17 protein-coding genes and 2 riboswitches are annotated in these 18,313 nt (G+C 61.7%); of the genes, 5 read left to right on the top strand and 12 right to left on the bottom strand.

From position 1 onward, the window contains the following. Window positions 1–8 precede the first annotated feature (8 nt). From ACFQ95_RS12985 to ACFQ95_RS12975, 3 genes are all read left to right on the top strand, one after another. Window positions 9–290, top strand: a complete 282-nt coding sequence (locus tag ACFQ95_RS12985) for a DUF427 domain-containing protein (protein ID WP_422831534.1) — start codon at window positions 9–11, stop codon at window positions 288–290. Between the two features lie 72 nt (window positions 291–362). Next, window positions 363–1,124 (top strand): 2OG-Fe dioxygenase family protein, encoded by a 762-nt coding sequence (locus tag ACFQ95_RS12980; RefSeq protein ID WP_422831532.1) that lies wholly within the window; start codon window positions 363–365, stop codon window positions 1,122–1,124. Between the two features lie 134 nt (window positions 1,125–1,258). Next, the gene (locus ACFQ95_RS12975; RefSeq protein ID WP_422831531.1) at window positions 1,259–1,696 is read left to right on the top strand and encodes a universal stress protein; all 438 of its coding nucleotides are present in this window, start codon (window positions 1,259–1,261) and stop codon (window positions 1,694–1,696) included. Between the two features lie 102 nt (window positions 1,697–1,798). Here ACFQ95_RS12975 and bktB read toward each other — a convergent pair whose 3' ends face one another. Then, window positions 1,799–2,983, bottom strand: coding sequence for a beta-ketothiolase BktB (bktB, locus tag ACFQ95_RS12970; RefSeq protein ID WP_422831529.1), 1,185 nt, complete (start codon window positions 2,981–2,983; stop codon window positions 1,799–1,801). Between the two features lie 97 nt (window positions 2,984–3,080). Between bktB and ACFQ95_RS12965 the strand changes: the two genes are divergently transcribed. Continuing rightward, the gene (locus ACFQ95_RS12965) at window positions 3,081–3,320 is read left to right on the top strand and encodes a YdcH family protein (protein ID WP_422831527.1); all 240 of its coding nucleotides are present in this window, start codon (window positions 3,081–3,083) and stop codon (window positions 3,318–3,320) included. Window positions 3,321–3,482: 162 nt separating this feature from the next. Then, a complete protein-coding gene (gene ppk2 / locus ACFQ95_RS12960; RefSeq protein ID WP_422831826.1) occupies window positions 3,483–4,388 on the top strand; it encodes a polyphosphate kinase 2 in 906 nt (301 codons plus the stop codon). A gap of 105 nt (window positions 4,389–4,493) precedes the next feature. Here ppk2 and ACFQ95_RS12955 read toward each other — a convergent pair whose 3' ends face one another. From ACFQ95_RS12955 to denD, 11 genes are all read right to left on the bottom strand, one after another. Further along, entirely contained in the window at window positions 4,494–5,252 is a 759-nt protein-coding gene (locus ACFQ95_RS12955; protein ID WP_422831525.1) for an SDR family NAD(P)-dependent oxidoreductase, read from the bottom strand. Window positions 5,253–5,385: 133 nt separating this feature from the next. After that, complete coding sequence (locus tag ACFQ95_RS12950; RefSeq protein WP_422831524.1) at window positions 5,386–6,099, bottom strand: RluA family pseudouridine synthase; 714 nt, start codon at window positions 6,097–6,099, stop codon at window positions 5,386–5,388. Between the two features lie 16 nt (window positions 6,100–6,115). Further along, window positions 6,116–6,409, bottom strand: coding sequence for a VF530 family DNA-binding protein (locus ACFQ95_RS12945; RefSeq protein WP_422831522.1), 294 nt, complete (start codon window positions 6,407–6,409; stop codon window positions 6,116–6,118). Continuing rightward, on the bottom strand, window positions 6,396–8,621 hold the full coding sequence (locus ACFQ95_RS12940; RefSeq protein WP_422831520.1) for a PAS domain-containing hybrid sensor histidine kinase/response regulator: 2,226 nt from the start codon (window positions 8,619–8,621) through the stop codon (window positions 6,396–6,398). Before ACFQ95_RS12940 ends, ACFQ95_RS12945 begins: the two co-directional genes overlap by 14 nt. A 485-nt stretch (window positions 8,622–9,106) precedes the next feature. Beyond that, window positions 9,107–11,998 carry an aminomethyl-transferring glycine dehydrogenase gene (gcvP, locus tag ACFQ95_RS12935; protein ID WP_422831518.1) on the bottom strand — a complete coding sequence of 964 codons (2,892 nt, stop codon included), beginning with the start codon at window positions 11,996–11,998 and terminating at the stop codon, window positions 9,107–9,109. A gap of 110 nt (window positions 11,999–12,108) precedes the next feature. Then, complete coding sequence (gene gcvH / locus ACFQ95_RS12930) at window positions 12,109–12,480, bottom strand: glycine cleavage system protein GcvH (protein WP_422831516.1); 372 nt, start codon at window positions 12,478–12,480, stop codon at window positions 12,109–12,111. Between the two features lie 111 nt (window positions 12,481–12,591). Continuing rightward, entirely contained in the window at window positions 12,592–13,731 is a 1,140-nt protein-coding gene (gene gcvT / locus ACFQ95_RS12925; RefSeq protein WP_422831514.1) for a glycine cleavage system aminomethyltransferase GcvT, read from the bottom strand. Between the two features lie 70 nt (window positions 13,732–13,801). After that, window positions 13,802–13,916: riboswitch (glycine riboswitch) on the bottom strand. A 12-nt stretch (window positions 13,917–13,928) separates the two neighbouring features. Then, a riboswitch (glycine riboswitch) is annotated at window positions 13,929–14,035 on the bottom strand. Window positions 14,036–14,176: 141 nt separating this feature from the next. After that, window positions 14,177–15,469, bottom strand: a complete 1,293-nt coding sequence (locus ACFQ95_RS12920) for a TRAP transporter large permease (RefSeq protein ID WP_422831512.1) — start codon at window positions 15,467–15,469, stop codon at window positions 14,177–14,179. Beyond that, a complete protein-coding gene (locus ACFQ95_RS12915; RefSeq protein WP_422831510.1) occupies window positions 15,466–15,978 on the bottom strand; it encodes a TRAP transporter small permease in 513 nt (170 codons plus the stop codon). The genes ACFQ95_RS12920 and ACFQ95_RS12915 overlap by 4 nt, the downstream gene beginning before the upstream one ends. A gap of 87 nt (window positions 15,979–16,065) precedes the next feature. After that, window positions 16,066–17,040: a TRAP transporter substrate-binding protein gene (locus tag ACFQ95_RS12910; protein WP_422831508.1), complete on the bottom strand. Its 975-nt coding sequence runs from the start codon at window positions 17,038–17,040 to the stop codon at window positions 16,066–16,068. Window positions 17,041–17,127: 87 nt separating this feature from the next. Continuing rightward, on the bottom strand, window positions 17,128–18,153 hold the full coding sequence (gene denD / locus ACFQ95_RS12905) for a D-erythronate dehydrogenase (RefSeq protein ID WP_422831507.1): 1,026 nt from the start codon (window positions 18,151–18,153) through the stop codon (window positions 17,128–17,130). Between the last annotated feature and the right edge of the window lie 160 nt (window positions 18,154–18,313).

The raw sequence follows: 18,313 nt of genomic DNA, 5'->3' as shown, positions 1-18,313 counted from the left end.
AGACATCTATGAAGGCAGTTTGGAACGGCACCGTCATCGCCGAAAGCAACGACACCGTGGTGGTCGAGGGCAACCATTACTTTCCGCTGGACTCGCTCAAGCGTGAGTACTTCACCTTCAGCAACCACAAGACGACCTGTCCGTGGAAGGGGCAGGCGAGTTACTTTTCATTGCTGGTGAATGGGGAAATGAACACCGACGCGGCCTGGTATTACGCCGAGCCCAAATCCGGCGCCGAGGCCGTGGCCGACCGTGTGGCTTTTTGGAAGGGGGTGCAGGTCTCGGCCTGAGCCCCCCGCGCCAACGCGGGTGTTGACCGCAGTCAACGCCCGGCGCGTCAAATGCCACTACGATTGGGGTCCATGAGCACCCCCATTCTTTCCCCCTCGTTTGCGCCGCCAGCCCAGGTGGTGCCGATCTTGCGCCAACTTGGTTATGCGGTGTTGAGCCCCAGCGGTGTGTGCCAACTCACGGCTTGTGATCTCTCCGCGCTGACGGCGCTGAACGCTAGCTGGCACGACTTGCCGCCCGACGCCTACCTCAAAGACGGCGGTCGTTACCGGCGCCGGCGCCATTCCTGTTTTGTGGTGCAGGGCGATGTACTGACACAAGTGCCGCACCGCGCACATTGGCAGCCGCTGGCCTACAACGCTTTGCATGGTGGCATGGAGCGCTGGTTTGAGCCTATGGCCGAGGCGGATGTGCAGGCGCCTGCGTGGCGCCAACTGCTGTTGTCGTTGGGGCATGTTTGCAGCGCCTTGAAAACGCCAGCGGGGGGCGCTGGTGCCGGCACACCGCCGTGGTTTGTCGAGGCCCACCAGTTCCGCATCGACACCACCGATGGCATAGGCCGCCCCACGCCCGAAGGTGCCCACCGCGATGGTGTCGACTTTGTGGCCGTGCTGCTGGTCGACCGTGTCGGGATCAAAGGCGGCGAAACGCGGGTGTTTGAAGCCAACGGCCCGCAAGGCCAGCGTTTCACGCTCACCGAGTCCTGGTCTATGCTGCTGCTCGACGACGAACGTGTGATCCATGAATCAACACCGATCCAGCCCGTCGAGGAGGGCGGCTACCGCGACACACTGGTGTTGACCTTCCGGTCACAGGCATTCCAGAGCAGTTGAGGGCGCATCTGCGCGGCCGGGCTGCGTGCGAGCCCAGGCAGGGTTTGGTCCTACAGCCCACGTGAGCAAACGTCCCTATAGTCGAATCTGAACCGCTTCGAGGTGAAGCGGCCCAGGGACACAAGGAGCTTGCGATGTTTCAGAACATTCTCGTGCCGGTGGACGGTTCGCCTACCGGCCTGGTTGCGGTTGAAAAAGCCATAGGTCTGGCCAAGGCCTTTGGCAGTGCCATCACATTGGCCCACGTGATCGATCCTTATCCCTACATTGGCGTGGGGGCCGACTACGCCCTGGGACAGAACGAATACATGGCAGCGGCGACCTCGGGCGCCAACCTCGCGTTGTCCAGCGCCGAGGCCCCGGTGCTGGCCGCGGGCCTGCCCTGTCAGCGCCGCGTGGTCGACGGCCATGTGGTCGAAGACGGCATTCTGAGCATGGTGGCCGATCTTCACATCGATCTGGTGGTGATGGGCTCGCACGGGCGGCATGGCATAGAAAAACTCCTGCTCGGCAGTGTCACGCAACGTGTGTTGTCGCATATCAACGTGCCGGTGCTGGTGGTGCGCGGTTAAACCAGCGCGCCTTGCCAGAAAGACAAAACCCCCAGCTTTTAAAAGTGGGGGTTCTGCAGCCAACGCAAGGGCACCCAGGTGGTGCCCTTTTTGATGGGCGCTCTAGCAGCGCTCGAAAATGGCTGCTATGCCTTGGCCGCCGCCAATACACATGGTCACGAGTGCATAACGGCCACCAATGCGCTGCAGTTCATGTAGCGCTTTGACGGTGATCACCGCGCCTGTCGCCCCTATAGGGTGGCCCAAGGAAATGCCTGAACCGTTCGGATTGACCTTGGCCGGATCCAGTCCGAGATCACGTGTCACGGCGCAGGCTTGTGCCGCAAACGCCTCGTTGGCCTCGATCACGTCCAAATCGTTGACGCTCAGGCCGGCAAGCTTGAGTGCCTTCTGGCTCGCCGGCACCGGGCCTATGCCCATGTACTGAGGATCCACGCCAGCATGGGCATAAGCGACCAGGCGTGCCAAGGGCTTGAGCCCACGCTTTTCGGCGACTGATTTTTCCATCATGACGATAGCTGCGGCGGCATCGTTGATGCCCGACGCATTGCCGGCGGTCACCGTGCCGTTTTCTTTGGCAAAGACGGGCTTCAACTTGGCCATGTCTTCGATCTTGGCGCCCGCACGGAAGTGTTCATCGCTGGCATAGGCCACGTCGCCTTTTTTGCTCTTGAGCATGACCGGCACAATCTGCTCTTTGAAATAGCCCGCCAGCGTGGCGCGTTCGGCGCGGTTGTGGCTTTCGACCGCCAGCCTGTCCTGCTCTTCGCGTGTGATGCCCCATTTGGCGGCAATGTTCTCGGCGGTCACCCCCATGTGGATGTTGTGGAACGGGTCGTGCAGGGCGCCCATCATCATGTCTATCATCTTGGCATCACCCATGCGTGCGCCCCAGCGGGTGTTGAGTGATGCGTAAGGCGCGCGACTCATGTTCTCGGCGCCGCCGCCTATGGTCACATCTGCGTCGCCGAGCAAGATGCTTTGTGCGGCCGAAACGATGGCTTGCAGCCCTGAACCACACAGGCGGTTGACGTTGTAGGCCGGGGTTTCCTGGCTACAGCCGCCGTTGATGGCCGCGACGCGCGACAAATACATATCTTTGGGCTCGGTGTTGACGACATGACCAAACACCACGTGGCCAACTTCAGCGCCGTCTACATTGGCGCGCTGAAGCGCATCGCGCACCACAACAGACGCCAGTTCTGTGGGGGCAACATCCTTGAGGCTGCCGCCAAAGGTTCCGATGGCGGTGCGTACGCCGCTGACAACTACAACTTCGCGTCCCATGTGTGCTCCTGAAAATTTAGCTTGAATCGGCGCATACTGCGCTGGTTGTCATTCTGCTCCACCTCCGGCGCAGCGCGATTAACCAAGGAGACAAATCATGGAACTGCTGAACCACGATCTCGCGCACGAGTTCCCCCAACTGGTGGGCAAGATGCGCAGCATGAAGATTTCAAGTGCGCGTTTCCTGCACTTGTTCAACGAATACGACGAGCTCAACCATGCCATTGGGCAACTCGAACAAGATGGTCTGCCCATCAGCGACGAGCGTTTTGAAGAGATGAAGAAGCGTCGCCTGAAGGTCAAGGATGACATCTACCAGATGCTGATTGCCAAGTAGGGCATTGGTTTTGCTGGAGATGGTCCCGGCATAGACATATGACCGTCACAAAATCGACATGTTGAGCCGCTACGCTTGGCAGGATTAGACCTGCAGGAGTGACGTGTGGACATTTCGACTAACGTGGCAGAAAGCCTAGACAGTAGCGCCAACGGCGCACTGATGGAGCGCCTTCATAGAGACCTGATTGACAGCTACGACGAAGAGCTTGAATTGGCGCTGGAAGACCGCTCCTGGGTCGATTCAGAAGACGGTTCCGATGCGATCAGCAGTGCAATCGATGGACAGGACGACAAGGCTGCCCGCAGAAGATACTTCAAAGAACTGTTTCGCCTGCAAGCTGAACTGGTCAAGCTGCAGGACTGGGTGGTTTCCAGCGGTCACAAGGTGGTGATACTGTTTGAAGGTCGTGATGCTGCGGGCAAGGGGGGTGTGATCAAGCGCATCACACAACGGCTCAATCCGCGCGTGTGCCGCGTCGCAGCACTGCCAGCACCCAACGACCGCGAACGTACGCAGTGGTACTTTCAGCGTTACGTTGCGCATCTGCCGGCAGCGGGCGAGATGGTGCTGTTTGACCGCAGCTGGTACAACCGCGCCGGTGTGGAGCGGGTCATGGGCTTTTGTACCGATGCGCAATATGAAGAGTTCTTTCGCTCCGTGCCGGAGTTCGAGCGCATGTTGGTGCAATCGGGCATACAACTCATCAAGTATTGGTTCTCCATTTCTGATGAAGAGCAGCACCTGCGTTTTCTCGGGCGTATCCATGACCCATTAAAACAATGGAAGCTGAGCCCCATGGATTTGGAGTCGCGCCGCCGTTGGGAGGACTACACCAAGGCCAAGGAAATCATGTTGGAGCGCACACACATCCCAGAAGCCCCGTGGAACGTGGTGCAAGCCGACGACAAGAAGAAAGCGCGACTCAACTGCATCCACCACCTGCTGGATCAAATGCCTTACCAGGAGGTTCCACACCCGGCCATCGTGCTGCCCGAGCGTGTGCGCAACAACGACTACATCCGCCACCCCGTGCCGCCGGAGCTGATGGTGCCCCAGGTGTATTGACCGGCCGCTGTCCGTTGAGTTGAAAACAAAAAAGGGCCTCGGGCCCTTTTTTGTTTTGTGCAGCCCATGCGTGTGTGCGTCATGGGGACGTCATGGACGATGCGGTCAGTCGCGAACGTCTGCCACCGGGTTGCTGCCAAAATCGGCTCGCTCCAGATAGGCCAGCACCTGCTTGGCGGCGTCAGCGGGTGAGGAGAGCTTGTCGCCACTTTTCAGGCTGGCGAAATTGGCCTGATCAGGAAAGTGCTTGGCATCGGCGCCGCGCAGGGCGACTTGCATGTCGGTGTCGATCACGCCCGGCGCCAACGAGCACACCTTGGCGCCGTTGGGTTTGAGTGATTCATCCAATGCAAGACAACGTGTGAAGTGGTCTAGGCCAGCCTTGGCCGCACAGTATGCGGCCTGCGAAGCCATGGCGCGGCGTCCCAAACCAGACGAAATATTCAGCACCCGGCGCACGCCTTTCCATTCGGCGGTGGCGCGCAGGAAAGCGGCCGTCAATTGCATGGGGGCCTCGAGGCCTACACGCAATGCGTGGGCCAGGTCGAGCGGATCGGCCTGGCTGAGTGGCACCAGTTGTGCCAGCGTGCCCGCGTTGTTGATGAGTGTGGCGCTGGCGAAGTCGCTGTGCCCCTGGTGTTGCAGCCAGTGCGCCAGATGTTGCCCCACGGGGATGCTGGTGGTGAGGTCGTGTGACCACTGTTCCAGCGTGGCGCGCGCACTGGTGGCGTGGGCTTCCAGCAGCGTGTTGGTGCGTCGCGAAATGGTGATGACGGTATTGCCGGGTTGCAGCAATTGCTCGGCGATGGCCAACCCCATGCCGCGCGAACCGCCCGTGAGAATGTAGAGGTTTGCTTGTGTCATGAAGCCATGATAGCGCGCTCTTTCCAGCTTGTGTCACTCGGATTCACTACGTTGCAAAACCCGCTAAATACTATAAAGTTAATAGCTGTTGCCGCTTTCCCAGGCTGCCCCTCGAGCCCGCGCGCTGCAAAAATCAGAATGGCGTGGGGGCTGTAAAAACCACCGGCTGCTGCCGCACCGGATGCTGGAAGCCAAGTGTGCCGGCATGCAGCAATAACCGTGGCGCAAGTGCCTGCGTGGCCTGGTCCGCGTACAAGGTATCGCCCAGGATGGCGTGGCCCGAAGCGGCCATGTGCAGCCGTAACTGATGGGTGCGGCCGGTCACGGGTTCCAGTGCCACGCGCATGCTTCCCGACACACGCCAGGGCTCGAGCATGCGCCAACGTGTCAGGCTTGGTTTGCCCGTGGTTTGGTCGATCACCCGCAGCGGACGGCGCGCCCAATCGGCGGCAATGGGCAGGTCGATCTCGTGCCATTCTGAAGAACCAGACCAAAGGCCGGGCCCTGAATGGTCGATGCCATCGCTGTCAAAACCCGTGACCACGGCCTCATAACGCTTTGACACCTGCCGCTGGGCAAAGGCGTAGGCCAGGTCACGTTGCACGGCCGGGTTCCGCGCCATGACGATCAAGCCCGAGGTGGCCATGTCCAGGCGGTGCACCACCAGCGCTTGGCCAAAGACGTTCGCGGCGCGTGAAGACAGGCAGTCCTGCTTGTCGGGCCCGCGCCCGGGCACAGCCAGCAAGCCAGCGGGTTTGTTCAGAATCAGCAAGGCCTCGTCGGCATACACCACGTCCAGCCCGGCTGCAGCCCCTGTTTCCACGGGGCCAGCCGGATGCGTAGCCATGACGTCAGCCACACACTCAGCCACTCACGGGGCGGCGTTTGGCAGCAGGCGTCTGGGCACCACGTTTTTGCTCGCGCAGCATGAACAGGTACAGACCCTCCACCTTTTCGCGTGCCCACGGGGTTTTGCGCAGAAAGGTCAGGCTGGAGCGAATGCTGGGGTTCAACGCAAAGCAGCGCACGGGCACACGTTGCGCCAGCGATTCCCAGCCATAAAACTCCACCAGCGCGGTCAGTATGGCTTCAAGTGTGAGGCCGTGCAGCGGGTTGCGCGGCTGCTGGGCGGTGGCGGGCGTTTCAGTGGCTGTCATGGGAGGGGAGGGTAGAGGGGGCGCCGTCATCGGCTGTCTCCGCTGCGCCAGATGCCACGGGGTTTTGTGCGGCGGCTGCGGGGGCGATTTTGCCCACAGAGTCATGGCCCATGATCAGTTGCTGCACGGTGGCGCACAGTTCTTCGGCGTCGTTGGGTTTGTGTATCAAGGCTCGCGCACCTTCGGCCAGGGCGCTTTGCTCGATTTCACCCGTGACGTAGCCCGAGGCCAGCGCCACGGGCAGGTCGGGGCGAATCAAGCGCGCTTCACGCACCAAATCCACGCCGCAGTAGCCGGGCATGTTGTAGTCGGTGACCAGCAGGTCGTAGGAATGTGCGTTGGCGCGTAGCTCCGCCGCCGCGTGGTGCGGGTCGGAGAAGCCGCTCACGCGAAAGCCGCGCCGGCGCAGCAGCCGCTTCACAAGAAACACCAGGGCTTGGTCGTCGTCCACGTACATCACGTGTTTGCCCTGGCCGTCGACGTTGGGCGGGGCCACGGGGTCGGCCACGGTGCTCAAGGTCTGGTCCGCGCTGGCCGCCGGGAAATAGAGCGTAAAAACACTGCCCAGATCCGGCGCGCTCTGCACGTCGACCGCACCGGCATTGCTGCGCATCACACCATGCACCACCGCCAGGCCCAGGCCCGTGCCTTGGCCGACCTCCTTGGTCGTGAAAAACGGTTCGAACACCCGCAGCAGGGTTTCGTCGTCTATACCTTTGCCGCTGTCGCGCACGGCGAGCTGGGCATAACGGCCGGGCACCAGGCCCAGCCGTTCACAGAGGCGGGCGTCGGGCAATACGCCCGAAAGCTCTATCGCCACCGTGCCGCGGTTGTCGCCTATGGCCTGGATGGCATTGGTGCAAAGGTTGAGCACGGCTTGCTCGACCTGTGTGGCATCGGCCAACACCACCGGGGTGTTTTCATTGATATGCAGATGCAGTTCAACCGCGGGCGGCAAGGTCACACGCAACAGGCGTTCGGTCTCCACCACGACTTCAGACAGGGCGACCGGCTGGCGGCGCGGCGCCTCATTGCGGCTGAAGGTCAGAATCTGCCGCACCAGATCGCGCGCGCGGCGCCCGGCTTTTTCGATTTCCTGCAGGCTCACCAGCGCCGGAGAGTCGGCGCCGGCGTCTTCCTTGGCCAACTCCACGTTGCCCAGAATGGCGCTCAGAATGTTGTTGAAATCGTGGGCGATGCCACCGGCCATGGTGCCCACGGCCTGCATTTTCTGCGATTCACGCAGTTGCGCCTCGAGCATGTTGCGGTGCTTCTCGGCGCGTTTGCGGCTGGTCAGGTCGCGCGCAAAGATGGTGGTGGTGTCGCCATCAGGATGGTGTTCGAACGACACACTGACCTCAACCGACAGGCGTTTGCCCCCGGCCGTCAGCGCGTTCATTTCGCCCAGCAGCGCCTGTGTGGAGATCTGGTTGTGCGACAAGGCCTCGGCCGCGGTCGGGAAAAACCGGTCCAGTGGTGAACCCAGCGCCTGCGCCGAGGGGCACTGGAAAAGTGCCGCCGCGGTGGGGTTGAAGACGGTAATACGCTGGTGCTGGTCCACACAAATGATCGCATCCAGTGCCGAGTTGATGATGGCCTCCAGCCGGGCTTCACTTTGGCGCAACTGTTCGTTGCGTTGACGCAGTGCCGCGCCACTTTGCTGCAGCGCGCGCCGCTCGGTGACCAGCGGGCCTTGGTCAATCACAGCGCAGATGAAATGCACCTGCGGCTCATGCGAGGATTCCAGCCGGGCGATATGCAAATCGCCGGTGATCGTCCGGTCGGCGCCAATGTTGAACAACACCTCGGTGGTTTCGCAATGGCCATCACTCAGCGCTTCGCGAAAAGCCTGGCGCACTTGCTCGGTGCAACCGGGGCTGACAAAAGGCATCAAAAAGTTCAGCGGCTGATCGCGCTCCGTCGGTTGAAACAGGCGCTGGGCCATGGAGTTGCACTGCACCACCATGTCCAGCTCATCCACCACCATCAACGCCAGAGGCACGGCAGAAAACAGCGTTTCAAAACGTTCTGAAGCCCCTTCCGCCATGGCCTGGCTGTAGCGCAGGACCTTGTTCTGGCTCTCCAGCTCGGATTGGTAGTTCCGCAGATCGCGAACCAGGTGCTCCAGCTGGGCTTCGTCTGCAGCGGATCTGCGCACGCCGGATGTGTGGGGGGCGGAAGACGCCAACGAAGCTGACGATTTGGAGCGCATGAAGTGGTAAGGGCAGTTGGAGGAGCGCGTCGCAGACTTGTATCAATCGCGGGGGCGCAATCGCGTAGTTTACTTTTTCGTTCTCCCTTGCGCGCATCGTGGGGGCGTGAATGCCCTGAAATAAGTGAGATGAAACCCCGAGGAATTCGCCGCCACGCGCGGGGCTGTCTTTCCTTTGTATGCCGGTTTCTTGCGGGTCTGATTGTGTTTTTGTGAGTGCTTTGTCGACCTTGATGCATTCACTTTTTTGTGCACCGTTCAGCCAGCATAGATTGTGATGGTGGCCACCACTGCTGGCCATGAGCCAGGCCCGCGAGTGATCGCGTGTGTCTCCCAATCCGAAATCAAGGACAGCGATGCCATCAACGACGCCCAGACGGTGTTCCCGCCTGGTAGCGGCAGTTGCGTTCGGCTAACGAGCTTCGTACGCCACTCGGACGCGCTGGTCCGGTGGCGGTGTGTGTGACGGAAGCTGCCGCGTGTGCCTACTGGTAATCGCTGATCGGCACGCAGCTGCAGAACAGGTTGCGGTCGCCGTAGACGTTGTCGACCCGACCCACGGGCGGCCAGTACTTCAGTTGCTTCAGGCTTGGCACGGGGAAGGCGCCCAGCTCACGCGGGTAGGGATGGCCCCACTCCGCGCCCAGCAGGCTGGCGGCGGTGTGTGGTGCGTGTTTCAGCGGGTTGTTGTCTTGCGGCCAGGTGCCGGTTTCCACTAGGCGAATCTCTTCGCGGATGGCGATCATGGCGTCGACAAAACGGTCCAGCTCATCCAGCGTTTCGCTCTCGGTCGGCTCCACCATCAAGGTGCCGGGAACCGGGAAGCTCAGCGTGGGCGCGTGGAAGCCATAGTCCATCAGCCGCTTGGCCACGTCTTCGGCGGTCACGCCGCTGGTGTCTTTCAGCGGGCGCAGGTCCAGAATACATTCGTGGGCCACATGGCCGTTGGCGCTGGCGTACAGCGTGGGGTAGTGGTCCTTCAGGCGCGAGCTGATGTAGTTGGCGCTGAGGATCGCAATTTCGGTCGCGGCCTGCAGGCCTTCGGCACCCATCATGCGGCAATACATCCAGCTGATGGGCAGCACCGAGGCGTTGCCCAAAGGCGCGGCCGACACCGCGCCCACCACACCGGGCAGATTCGATGTGGCATGGCCCGGCAGATAGGGCACCAGGTCTTCCACCACACACACCGGGCCCACGCCGGGGCCGCCGCCGCCGTGCGGGATACAAAAGGTCTTGTGCAGGTTCAGGTGGCTCACGTCGCCGCCAAACTCACCGGGCGCGGCCACGCCCACCAGCGCGTTCATGTTGGCGCCGTCGACATAGACGCGGCCACCATGGCTGTGCACCATGGCGCAGAGTTCCTTGACCTGGGTTTCAAACACGCCGTGGGTGCTGGGGTAGGTGATCATCACGCAGGCCAGGTTGGCGCTGTGTTGTTCACACTTGGCCTGCAGGTCGACCATGTCGACGTTGCCTTGCGCATCACACGCCGTCACCACCACCGTGAGGCCCACCATTTGTGCGCTGGCCGGGTTGGTGCCGTGTGCGGACGATGGAATCAAGCAGATGTTGCGGTGGCTTTGGCCATGCGCGTCATGAAAACCCTTGATGGCCAGCAGCCCGGCGTATTCACCTTGGGAACCGGCATTGGGTTGCAGGCTGATGCCGGCATAACCCGTGGCCTGGCACAGCCAGGCGCGCAATTGTTCGTCCAGCAGCGTGTAGCCCAGGCGCTGCTCGGCCGGCGCAAACGGGTGGATGCGCGCGAACTCGGGCCAGGTGATGGGCATCATCTCGCTGGTGGCGTTGAGCTTCATGGTGCAACTGCCCAGCGGGATCATGCTGCGGTCCAGCGCCAGATCTTTGTCGCTCAGGCGGCGGATGTAGCGCAGCATGCTGGTTTCGGAGTGGTGTGTGTTGAACACCGGGTGCGTCAAAAACGGCGTGGTGCGGCGCAGATCGGACGGGATCAGCAACTCGTGCACACCTTCCAGCTCCTGGAACAGCGGCGCATTGACACCGGCCGGCGCAAACACCGCCCACAAACGGGTGATGTCTTCACGCGTGGTGGTTTCGTCCAGCGAAATGCCCAGGTGGGAATTCAAGCGATAACGCAGGTTGATGCCCGACTGGCGAGCGTAGGTAGCTATTGAATGTGTAGCGTCTTCGGTCTTGACGGTGAGCGAGTCAAAGGCGCTGGAATTGGTGATGGTGTAGCCCATCTGCTGCAGGCCGCGCGCCAGAATGGCGGTGAAACGTGCCACACGTTCGGCAATGCGCAGCAGGCCTTGCGGGCCGTGGTACACGGCATACATGCTGGCCAGCACGGCAGGCAACACCTGTGCCGTGCAGATGTTGGACGTGGCCTTTTCGCGGCGAATATGCTGCTCGCGGGTTTGCAGCGCCAGGCGGTAGGTGGGCTGGCCGTGGCTGTCCACACTCACACCCACCAGGCGGCCGGGCAGCGAACGTTTAAATGCGTCGCGGCAGGCCAGGTAAGCGGCGTGCGGGCCGCCGTTGCCCATGGGCACACCAAAGCGCTGGGTGCTGCCGAGCACGATGTCGGCGTCCCATTCGCCAGGCGGCGTCAGCAGGGTCAAGGCCAGCAAGTCGGCGGCCACGCAGAAGGCGGCGTGTTTGGCGTGCGCGACACCGACCAGCGGGCGCAGGTCGTGCACCGTGCCGTTGGTGGCGGGGTACTGGGCCAGCACGCCGAAGAAGTCGCCTTCGGCCATCAATTGCGGCAGCGGCGTGGTGGCGGTGCTCACCACCACTTCAATACCCAGCGGCTTGGCGCGCGTGCGAATGACTTCAATGGTTTGCGGGTGGCAGTCGCCGGCCACCAGAAACACGTTGCTCTTGCTTTTGACGCTGCGCTTGGCCAGCGTCATGGCTTCGGCCGCGGCCGTGGCTTCGTCCAGCATGGAGGCGTTGGCAATCGGCATGCCGCTGAGGTCACACACCATGGTCTGGAAGTTGACCAGGGCCTCCATGCGGCCTTGCGAAATTTCGGCCTGGTAGGGCGTGTAGGCGGTGTACCAGGCGGGGTTTTCCAGGATGTTGCGCTGGATCACGCCTGGCGTGTGGGTGTCGTAGTAGCCCTGGCCAATGTGGCTCTTGAACACCTGGTTCTTGGCGGCGATGGCGCGCAACTCGGCCAGCGCTGCGGCTTCTGTCACCGGTGGCGGCAACTGCATGGGGTTGCTGCGCGCGATGCTGCGCGGCACGATACCGTCAATCAACTCGCGGCGCGAGCTGGACTCGACCACGGCCAGCATGCGGGCCTCGTCGGCCTCGTCTATGCCGATGTGGCGGGCAATGAATTCGGCGGGGTTCTCCAGCGCCTCAAGCGGGGTGGCGGCGGACATCAGCATGGCAGGCTCCGTGGGGTGACAGCAATTAGCAGGGGGCAGTTAAAGAGGGGGCGCCCGGTGGAAACCAGGCGCCAAGGCGATGCTGATGTTCAGCATTGCCCTAAGCAAGATCAGGCGTTTTCGCTGAACTTGGTGTAGGCGGTCTCGTCGAGCAGCGCGGTCAGTTGGCCGGCGTCCGACAGCTTGACCTTGAAGAACCAGCCGGCGCCCAGCGGGTCGCTGTTGGCCAGGGCGGGGTCGGCGCGCAAGGCCTCGTTCACTTCGGTGACGTCGCCAGAGACAGGCATGTAGACGTCGGCGGCGGCTTTCACCGACTCGACCACACCGGCCACTTCTTTCTGCGCGATGGTTTTGCCGACTTCGGGCAGGTCGACAAACACCACATCGCCCAGCGCATCCTGTGCGTGGTGGGTAATGCCCACGGTGGCGATGTCGCCCTCAACGGACAGCCATTCGTGGTCTTCTGTGTAATAAATGGGCATGGAAAAACTCCTGGATGGATTCAAACTAAAAAGATGCAACTGCTGCGCTGGCTAAGGTCTTGCTGAAACCCTTGAACTGCAGGTGTGATTCTGCAGTGGTTTGGCAGGTGTTTAGCCGCGTACGTAACGGTTGGGCACAAACGGCATGGGCGCCACTTCCATGGGCACGGGCTTGCCACGCACGATAGCGTTGACGCGGGTGCCGATGGCGGCATGGGCCGCATCCACGTAGCCCATGGCCACAGGCTTGTCTATGCTCGGGCCCAGCAGGCCGCTGGTCACTTCGCCTATGGTGTTGCCTTGCAAGTCTTGCAGAACGGTGTGGTCGCGCACCGGCACACGTTCCAGTGCGACCAGGCCAACACGTTTTCGTGCCACGGTGCCCGCTGGGTCTGCGAGCTGCGCTAGGATTTTTGCAGCACCTGGGAAGCCGCCTTCGCGTGCACCACCGGTGCGCCTTACCTTTTGCATGGCCCAGTTCAGGCCGGCTTCTACCGGCGTGGTGGTGGTGGTTATGTCGGCGCCATAAAGGCACAAACCGGCTTCCAGGCGCAACGAGTTGCGTGCGCCCAGGCCAATCGGCTTGACTTCAGGCTGGGCCAGCAGCAAGCGGGCGAGGGCATCGGCCTGTGTGGCGGGGACCGAGATTTCAAAACCGTCTTCGCCGGTGTAGCCACTGCGTGTGATGAAGCAATCGGCTGCGCCCACCTTGAAGCTGCCACCCGTCATGAACACCAGCTTTTCCACGCCTGGCGCGAGGCGGGCCAGCGCGGTGACGGCTTGTGGTCCTTGCAGGGCCAGCAGCGCCATCTCCGGCATGGGGATGACCTGGCAGCGCGTGCCAATGCGCGCCTGGATGTGGGCGATGTCGGCCACTTTGCAGGCGCCATTCACCACCACAAAAATATCCGTGCCACGGTTGAAGAACATCAAGTCGTCGAGGATGCCGCCGTGATCGTCGAGCAGCAGGCCGTAGCGTTGTTTGCCCACGGCCAGGTCGATCACGTCCACGGGCATCAGCGACTCGAACGCGGCGGCTGCGTCCGGCCCTTCCAGGCGCAACTGGCCCATGTGCGAGACGTCGAACAAACCGGCCGCGCTGCGGGTATGCAAATGCTCGGCCATCAGGCCTGCGGGGTATTGCACCGGCATGCTGTAGCCGGCAAACGGCACCATGCGGGCGCCAAGTTCCAGGTGCAGCGCGTGCAGCGGCGTGAGCAATAAATCTGAAGAGGTGGTCGAGGAGGACATGGGTGCGGATTCCGAGGGGCAGTTCAATCACCACGCGCGCCACGGTGCATCACCATGGACGTGCTTGGCACGTGCCCCCGCTGTCCGCTTTACCTGAGAGATTCGCCCAGCGATGTGGGGTTGCTCCTTCGGTGAGACCGCTCCACGTTGATCAGGTGTGCGGGCTTCTCTCCAGTGGGGAACGCCGGTTTTGCGGCCGGCGGGTGTCAGTCCTGGGTACCTGAGCGTTAAAACCTTTGCGGTTTGCGCCTTCGGCGGCCTGCAAACGCTAGGGCGTTTGTTGACTCTCTCCTGACGGTGGCGAGTATACCCAGGGATGCCCTACATGAATCGTCGCGGTGCGTAAAAGTGCGGGGGCGGGCGATCTGCGTCGTGGCGCTTCTCATCCCGCTCCTCACCCTAGGCCCTCGCGTCCAGGCATGCAGCGCATCCCAGGGAAGTCGCCTTACTTAAATCCCATCACATGTGGCAACCAGGTGCTGAGTGCCGGAATAAAGGTCAGCAGTACCAGCACCACACCATGCGCCCAGAGGAACGGCATGAGTTCGCGCACCAGCGGCCCCATGGGTACACGCGACACGTTGGAGGTGACGAACAACAGCCCGCCCACGGGTGGCGTGATCATGCCCAGCGTCAGGTTGAAGATCACCACCATGGCGAAGTGAGTCGGGTCTATGCCCAGCTTCACGGCCACGGGTGCCAGTATGGGCGCGAGCACCATCACACCCGGCAGCGGCTCGATGAAGATGCCGAACAGCAGCAGAAAGATGTTGACGATGACCAGGAACATCCACGGCGACAGGTTCATGCCGACAATCCAGTCGGCCATGGTTTGCGGCAGGCCTTCAATCGTCAAGATCCAGGCAAACCCGGCCGACAAGCCGATGATGATCAACACCGAAGCGGTGAGCAGGGCAGAGCGCGCCAGGATGTCGGGCAGAGCCTTCCATTCGAGTGTGCGGTAGATGAACTTGCCACACACCAGCGCGTAGAACACCGCCACCACCGAGGCTTCGGTGGGTGTGAACCAGCCCGCGCGCATGCCGCCCAGAATGATCACCGGCAGCAGCAGCGCTGGAATGGCTTTCCAGGTGGTGCGCCAGACTTCGGGCCAGGGTGGCATGCCACCGTCGCCTTTGTAGTTGCGCTGCTTGGACACGCGAAAGTTCACGATACACATGGCGATGGCGATCAGGATGCCCGGCAAGATGCCCGCCACAAACAGCGAGCCCACCGAGACGTTGTCGTCCTGCAGCGCATAAATGATCATGATGATGGACGGCGGGATGATGGGCCCCACGATGGCCGTGGCAGCGGTCAGCGCTGCGGCGTAGGATCGGTCGTAGCCCGCCTTGTCCATCATCTTGATCAGCATAGAGCCGGGGCCCGCAGCATCGGCCAGGGCCGAGCCCGAAATACCCGAGAAGAACGTCAGCGAGACCACGTTGGTGTAGCCCAGGCCGCCGCGTTTATGGCCGACAAACTGGCCGGCAAACTTCAGCAGCACTTCGGTGAGCGAGCCGCCGCTCATCAGCTCCGCGGCCAGGATGAAAAACGGCACGGCCATCAGCGGAAAGCTGTCCATGCCGGTAAAGGTTTCCTTCAGCAGCACAAACAGCGGATAACTCTCCGCCAGGATCAACGTGGCCACCGTGGCCAGGCCCAAGGCAAACGCCACGGGCACACCAATGGCCAGGAACAGGCAGGCAGAAAGAACCAGGATCAGACTTGCGTTCATAGGGAAGCACTCGCATTCGCGTCAAAGTGGGCGTCGGATGCAAAGCTGCGCTGCAACACATAGTCGCGCACGATCAGGCACCAATGCACGATCAATAAGATGCCGCCGACCGGCATGGCCGCGTAGATATAGGCAAACGGAACTTGCGACACGGCGGTCAACTGGAACATGTTGCGCTGCATATAAAGCCAGCCGTACCAGACCATGAAGCCGAAGAAGGCAAACAACAACAGTGCCACCACGATGCGTATGCTTCGCGCTGCGGCGGTGGGCAGCGCATCCTGCAGGTTCTCCACGGCGATGTGGCCGCCATAACGCAGCACCGGTCCGGCGCCCAGAAAGGTCAGCCAGATCATCATGTGGCGGGAGATCTCTTCTGCCCACTCTATCGACTGGTCGGTGAGATAACGCAGCGCGACGTTGACAAAAATGATCACGGCCATGGCCGCCAGCAACAGGATCAGCGCCCATCGGTTGGCGGATAAAAAATAACGTTCAAAGGTTTTCACTTGGGTGTCTCTGCCAGGGGCATCCGCAAAAAAAACCGCCCGGGGAGCCAACTGGATCTGGCCGGGCGGTAGGGAGTGAAAGTTAAATCACTTCACTTCCTGGATCTTCTTGATGTTGTCCGCGCCGAATTCCTTGGCGTAGTTCACATAGGCTGGTTGCAAGGCGGTGCGGAAGGCCGCGCCGTCGACGTTGCGCACCACTTTCATGCCGTCTTTTTCCAACTGGGCGATGCCGTTGTTTTCGTCGTCGTTGACCTTCTTGCGTTGGGCGACGGAAGCGCTCTTGGCGGCATCCATGAACACCTTCTTGTCGGCATCCGACAGCTTGTTCCAGACTTTGGGGGACAGCAGCAGCAAGGCTGGTGAATAAACGTGGCCGGTCAGCGACAGGTGTTTCTGCACTTGGGAGAACTTGGACGACAAGATCACTGGAATCGGGTTTTCCTGTCCGTCAACCGTGCCCTGTTGCAGCGCGCCAAACAGTTCCGGGAAGGCCATGGGCGTAGGCAGTATGCCGAAGGTGCGATAGCCGTCCATGTGCACCTTGTTCTCCATGGTGCGCATCTTCAGGCCCTTGGCGTCTTCGGGCTTGACGATGTCGCGCTTGCTGTTGGTCATGTGGCGGAAACCGTTTTCCGTCCAGGACAGCGCGATGATGCCCTTGCTGGGGAACTTGGTCAGGATGTCCTGGCCTATGGGGCCGTCCATCACCTTGCGTGCGTGGTCGTAGTCACGGAACAGGAAGGGGATGTCGACGATCTTCACTTCGGGCACGAAGTTGCCCACGGGGCCGGTGGAGGTGTTCACCAGGTCTTGTGTGCCCAGTTGCACGGCTTCGATCTGCTCGCGTTCACCGCCGAGTGCCGAATTGGCAAAGTGCTGGCACTTGTAGCGGCCTTGGGTGCCTTTTTCGACTTCGTCGCAGAACACCGTGGAGCCCACGCCGTAATGTGATTCCTTGGTGGTGGCATAGCCGATTTTCAAGGTGGTGGTTTGGGCGTAAGCCGATGCAAAAAGCCCCAACGCCAGGCCCATGCCGACGCTCAGTTTCGAAAATTTCATGAAGTCTCCTCTAATAGTTGGACGCATCACCACCGCACCTATGGAGCGTGATGCTCCATAGGCAAAAAAGTTGTATGACAACTTTGATTATGCGGGGCGTGTGCCCGTCACAGCATGGGGGTTTTCGAGGATGTAGTCGCGGATGATGCTATCGAAATCCGCATCCGGCAGAAGGCCCAAGCCACGCGCGCGTGCGGCGTCGGTGCGGCCCGGCCAGGTGGAGACAATTTTCTGGATCACCGGATCGGGCGTCCACTGGATGCGGTCGGCGACTGCTTTGCCTGCCACACGTTCCAGGGCTGCGGCCATCTCGCCGGTGGTGGTGCACAGCGCGGGCAGGTTCAGCGCGATCAGCGGGCCCCATTCCGCATCGCTGGCTTCGGCTGCGCGAATGATGCCGGCGATGGTGGTTGCGGGCGAGGAGAGTGCCACATCGGTGTTGGGTGGCACCGGGCAGACGCCCGTGACACCTGCCAAGGGCTCGCGGATCATGCCGCTGAAGAAGCTCGAGGCTGCACCGTTGGGCTTGCCCGGGCGCACACTCACCGTCATCAGCCGTACGCTGCGGCCACGCACGAAACCCTTGCGGCCGTAGTCGGCGGTGAGCTGTTCACCAATGTATTTCTGGATGCCGTAGCTGGTCAGTGGTGTGGGCAGCGTGGTGTCGGTCAGCACAGCGGGCGTGGGCAGCAGGTCGGACTTGCCAAACACCGCCAGCGAGCTGGCGAACACCACGGTGGGGCGGGTCTTCAGTGCCCGGCAGTTTTCCAGCAGTGCGTGGGTGGCGGCCAGGTTGCTGCGCATGCCGAGGTCGAAGTCGGCCTCGCATTCACCGCTTACGGCCGCAGCCAGATGGAACACCAGCGCCACATCGGTGGGCAGGGCTTTGGCCGATTCGGCGGGGCTGCCGAGCACGGCGTTGAGGTCGCCCACCACGGCCGCAACGCGTGGGTCGGCCAGCAGATCCGCAGGCGGCGCGGCGCGGTCGACCAGAATCAATTGGCTGATGGCTTGGGCCGGCGCGCCCGCCAGAGAGAGGCTGGATTTGCGCAGCAACTCGCGCGCCAGACGTACGCCCAGGAAACCGGCGCCGCCGGTGATCGTCACTTTCATGCTTGGTTTGTCTCCGTTTGATGTTCTATGGACGCGGCAAGTGGTCAGGCCACCTGGCCGCGTGATGCAAGCATAACGTCAACGCCATGCCGCCGAAGTGGTATGGATGCATCGCATAGGCAAAAAAAGCGCCCCTTAGGGCGCTTTTGCGGCTTCAAAG

The sequence above is a fragment of the Variovorax sp. HJSM1_2 genome (assembly GCF_049316285.1).
GTDB lineage: Bacteria > Pseudomonadota > Gammaproteobacteria > Burkholderiales > Burkholderiaceae_C > Rhodoferax_B.
The sequence above is the reverse complement of the archived record's forward strand: the minus strand, read 5'-3'. Positions and strand labels throughout refer to the sequence as shown.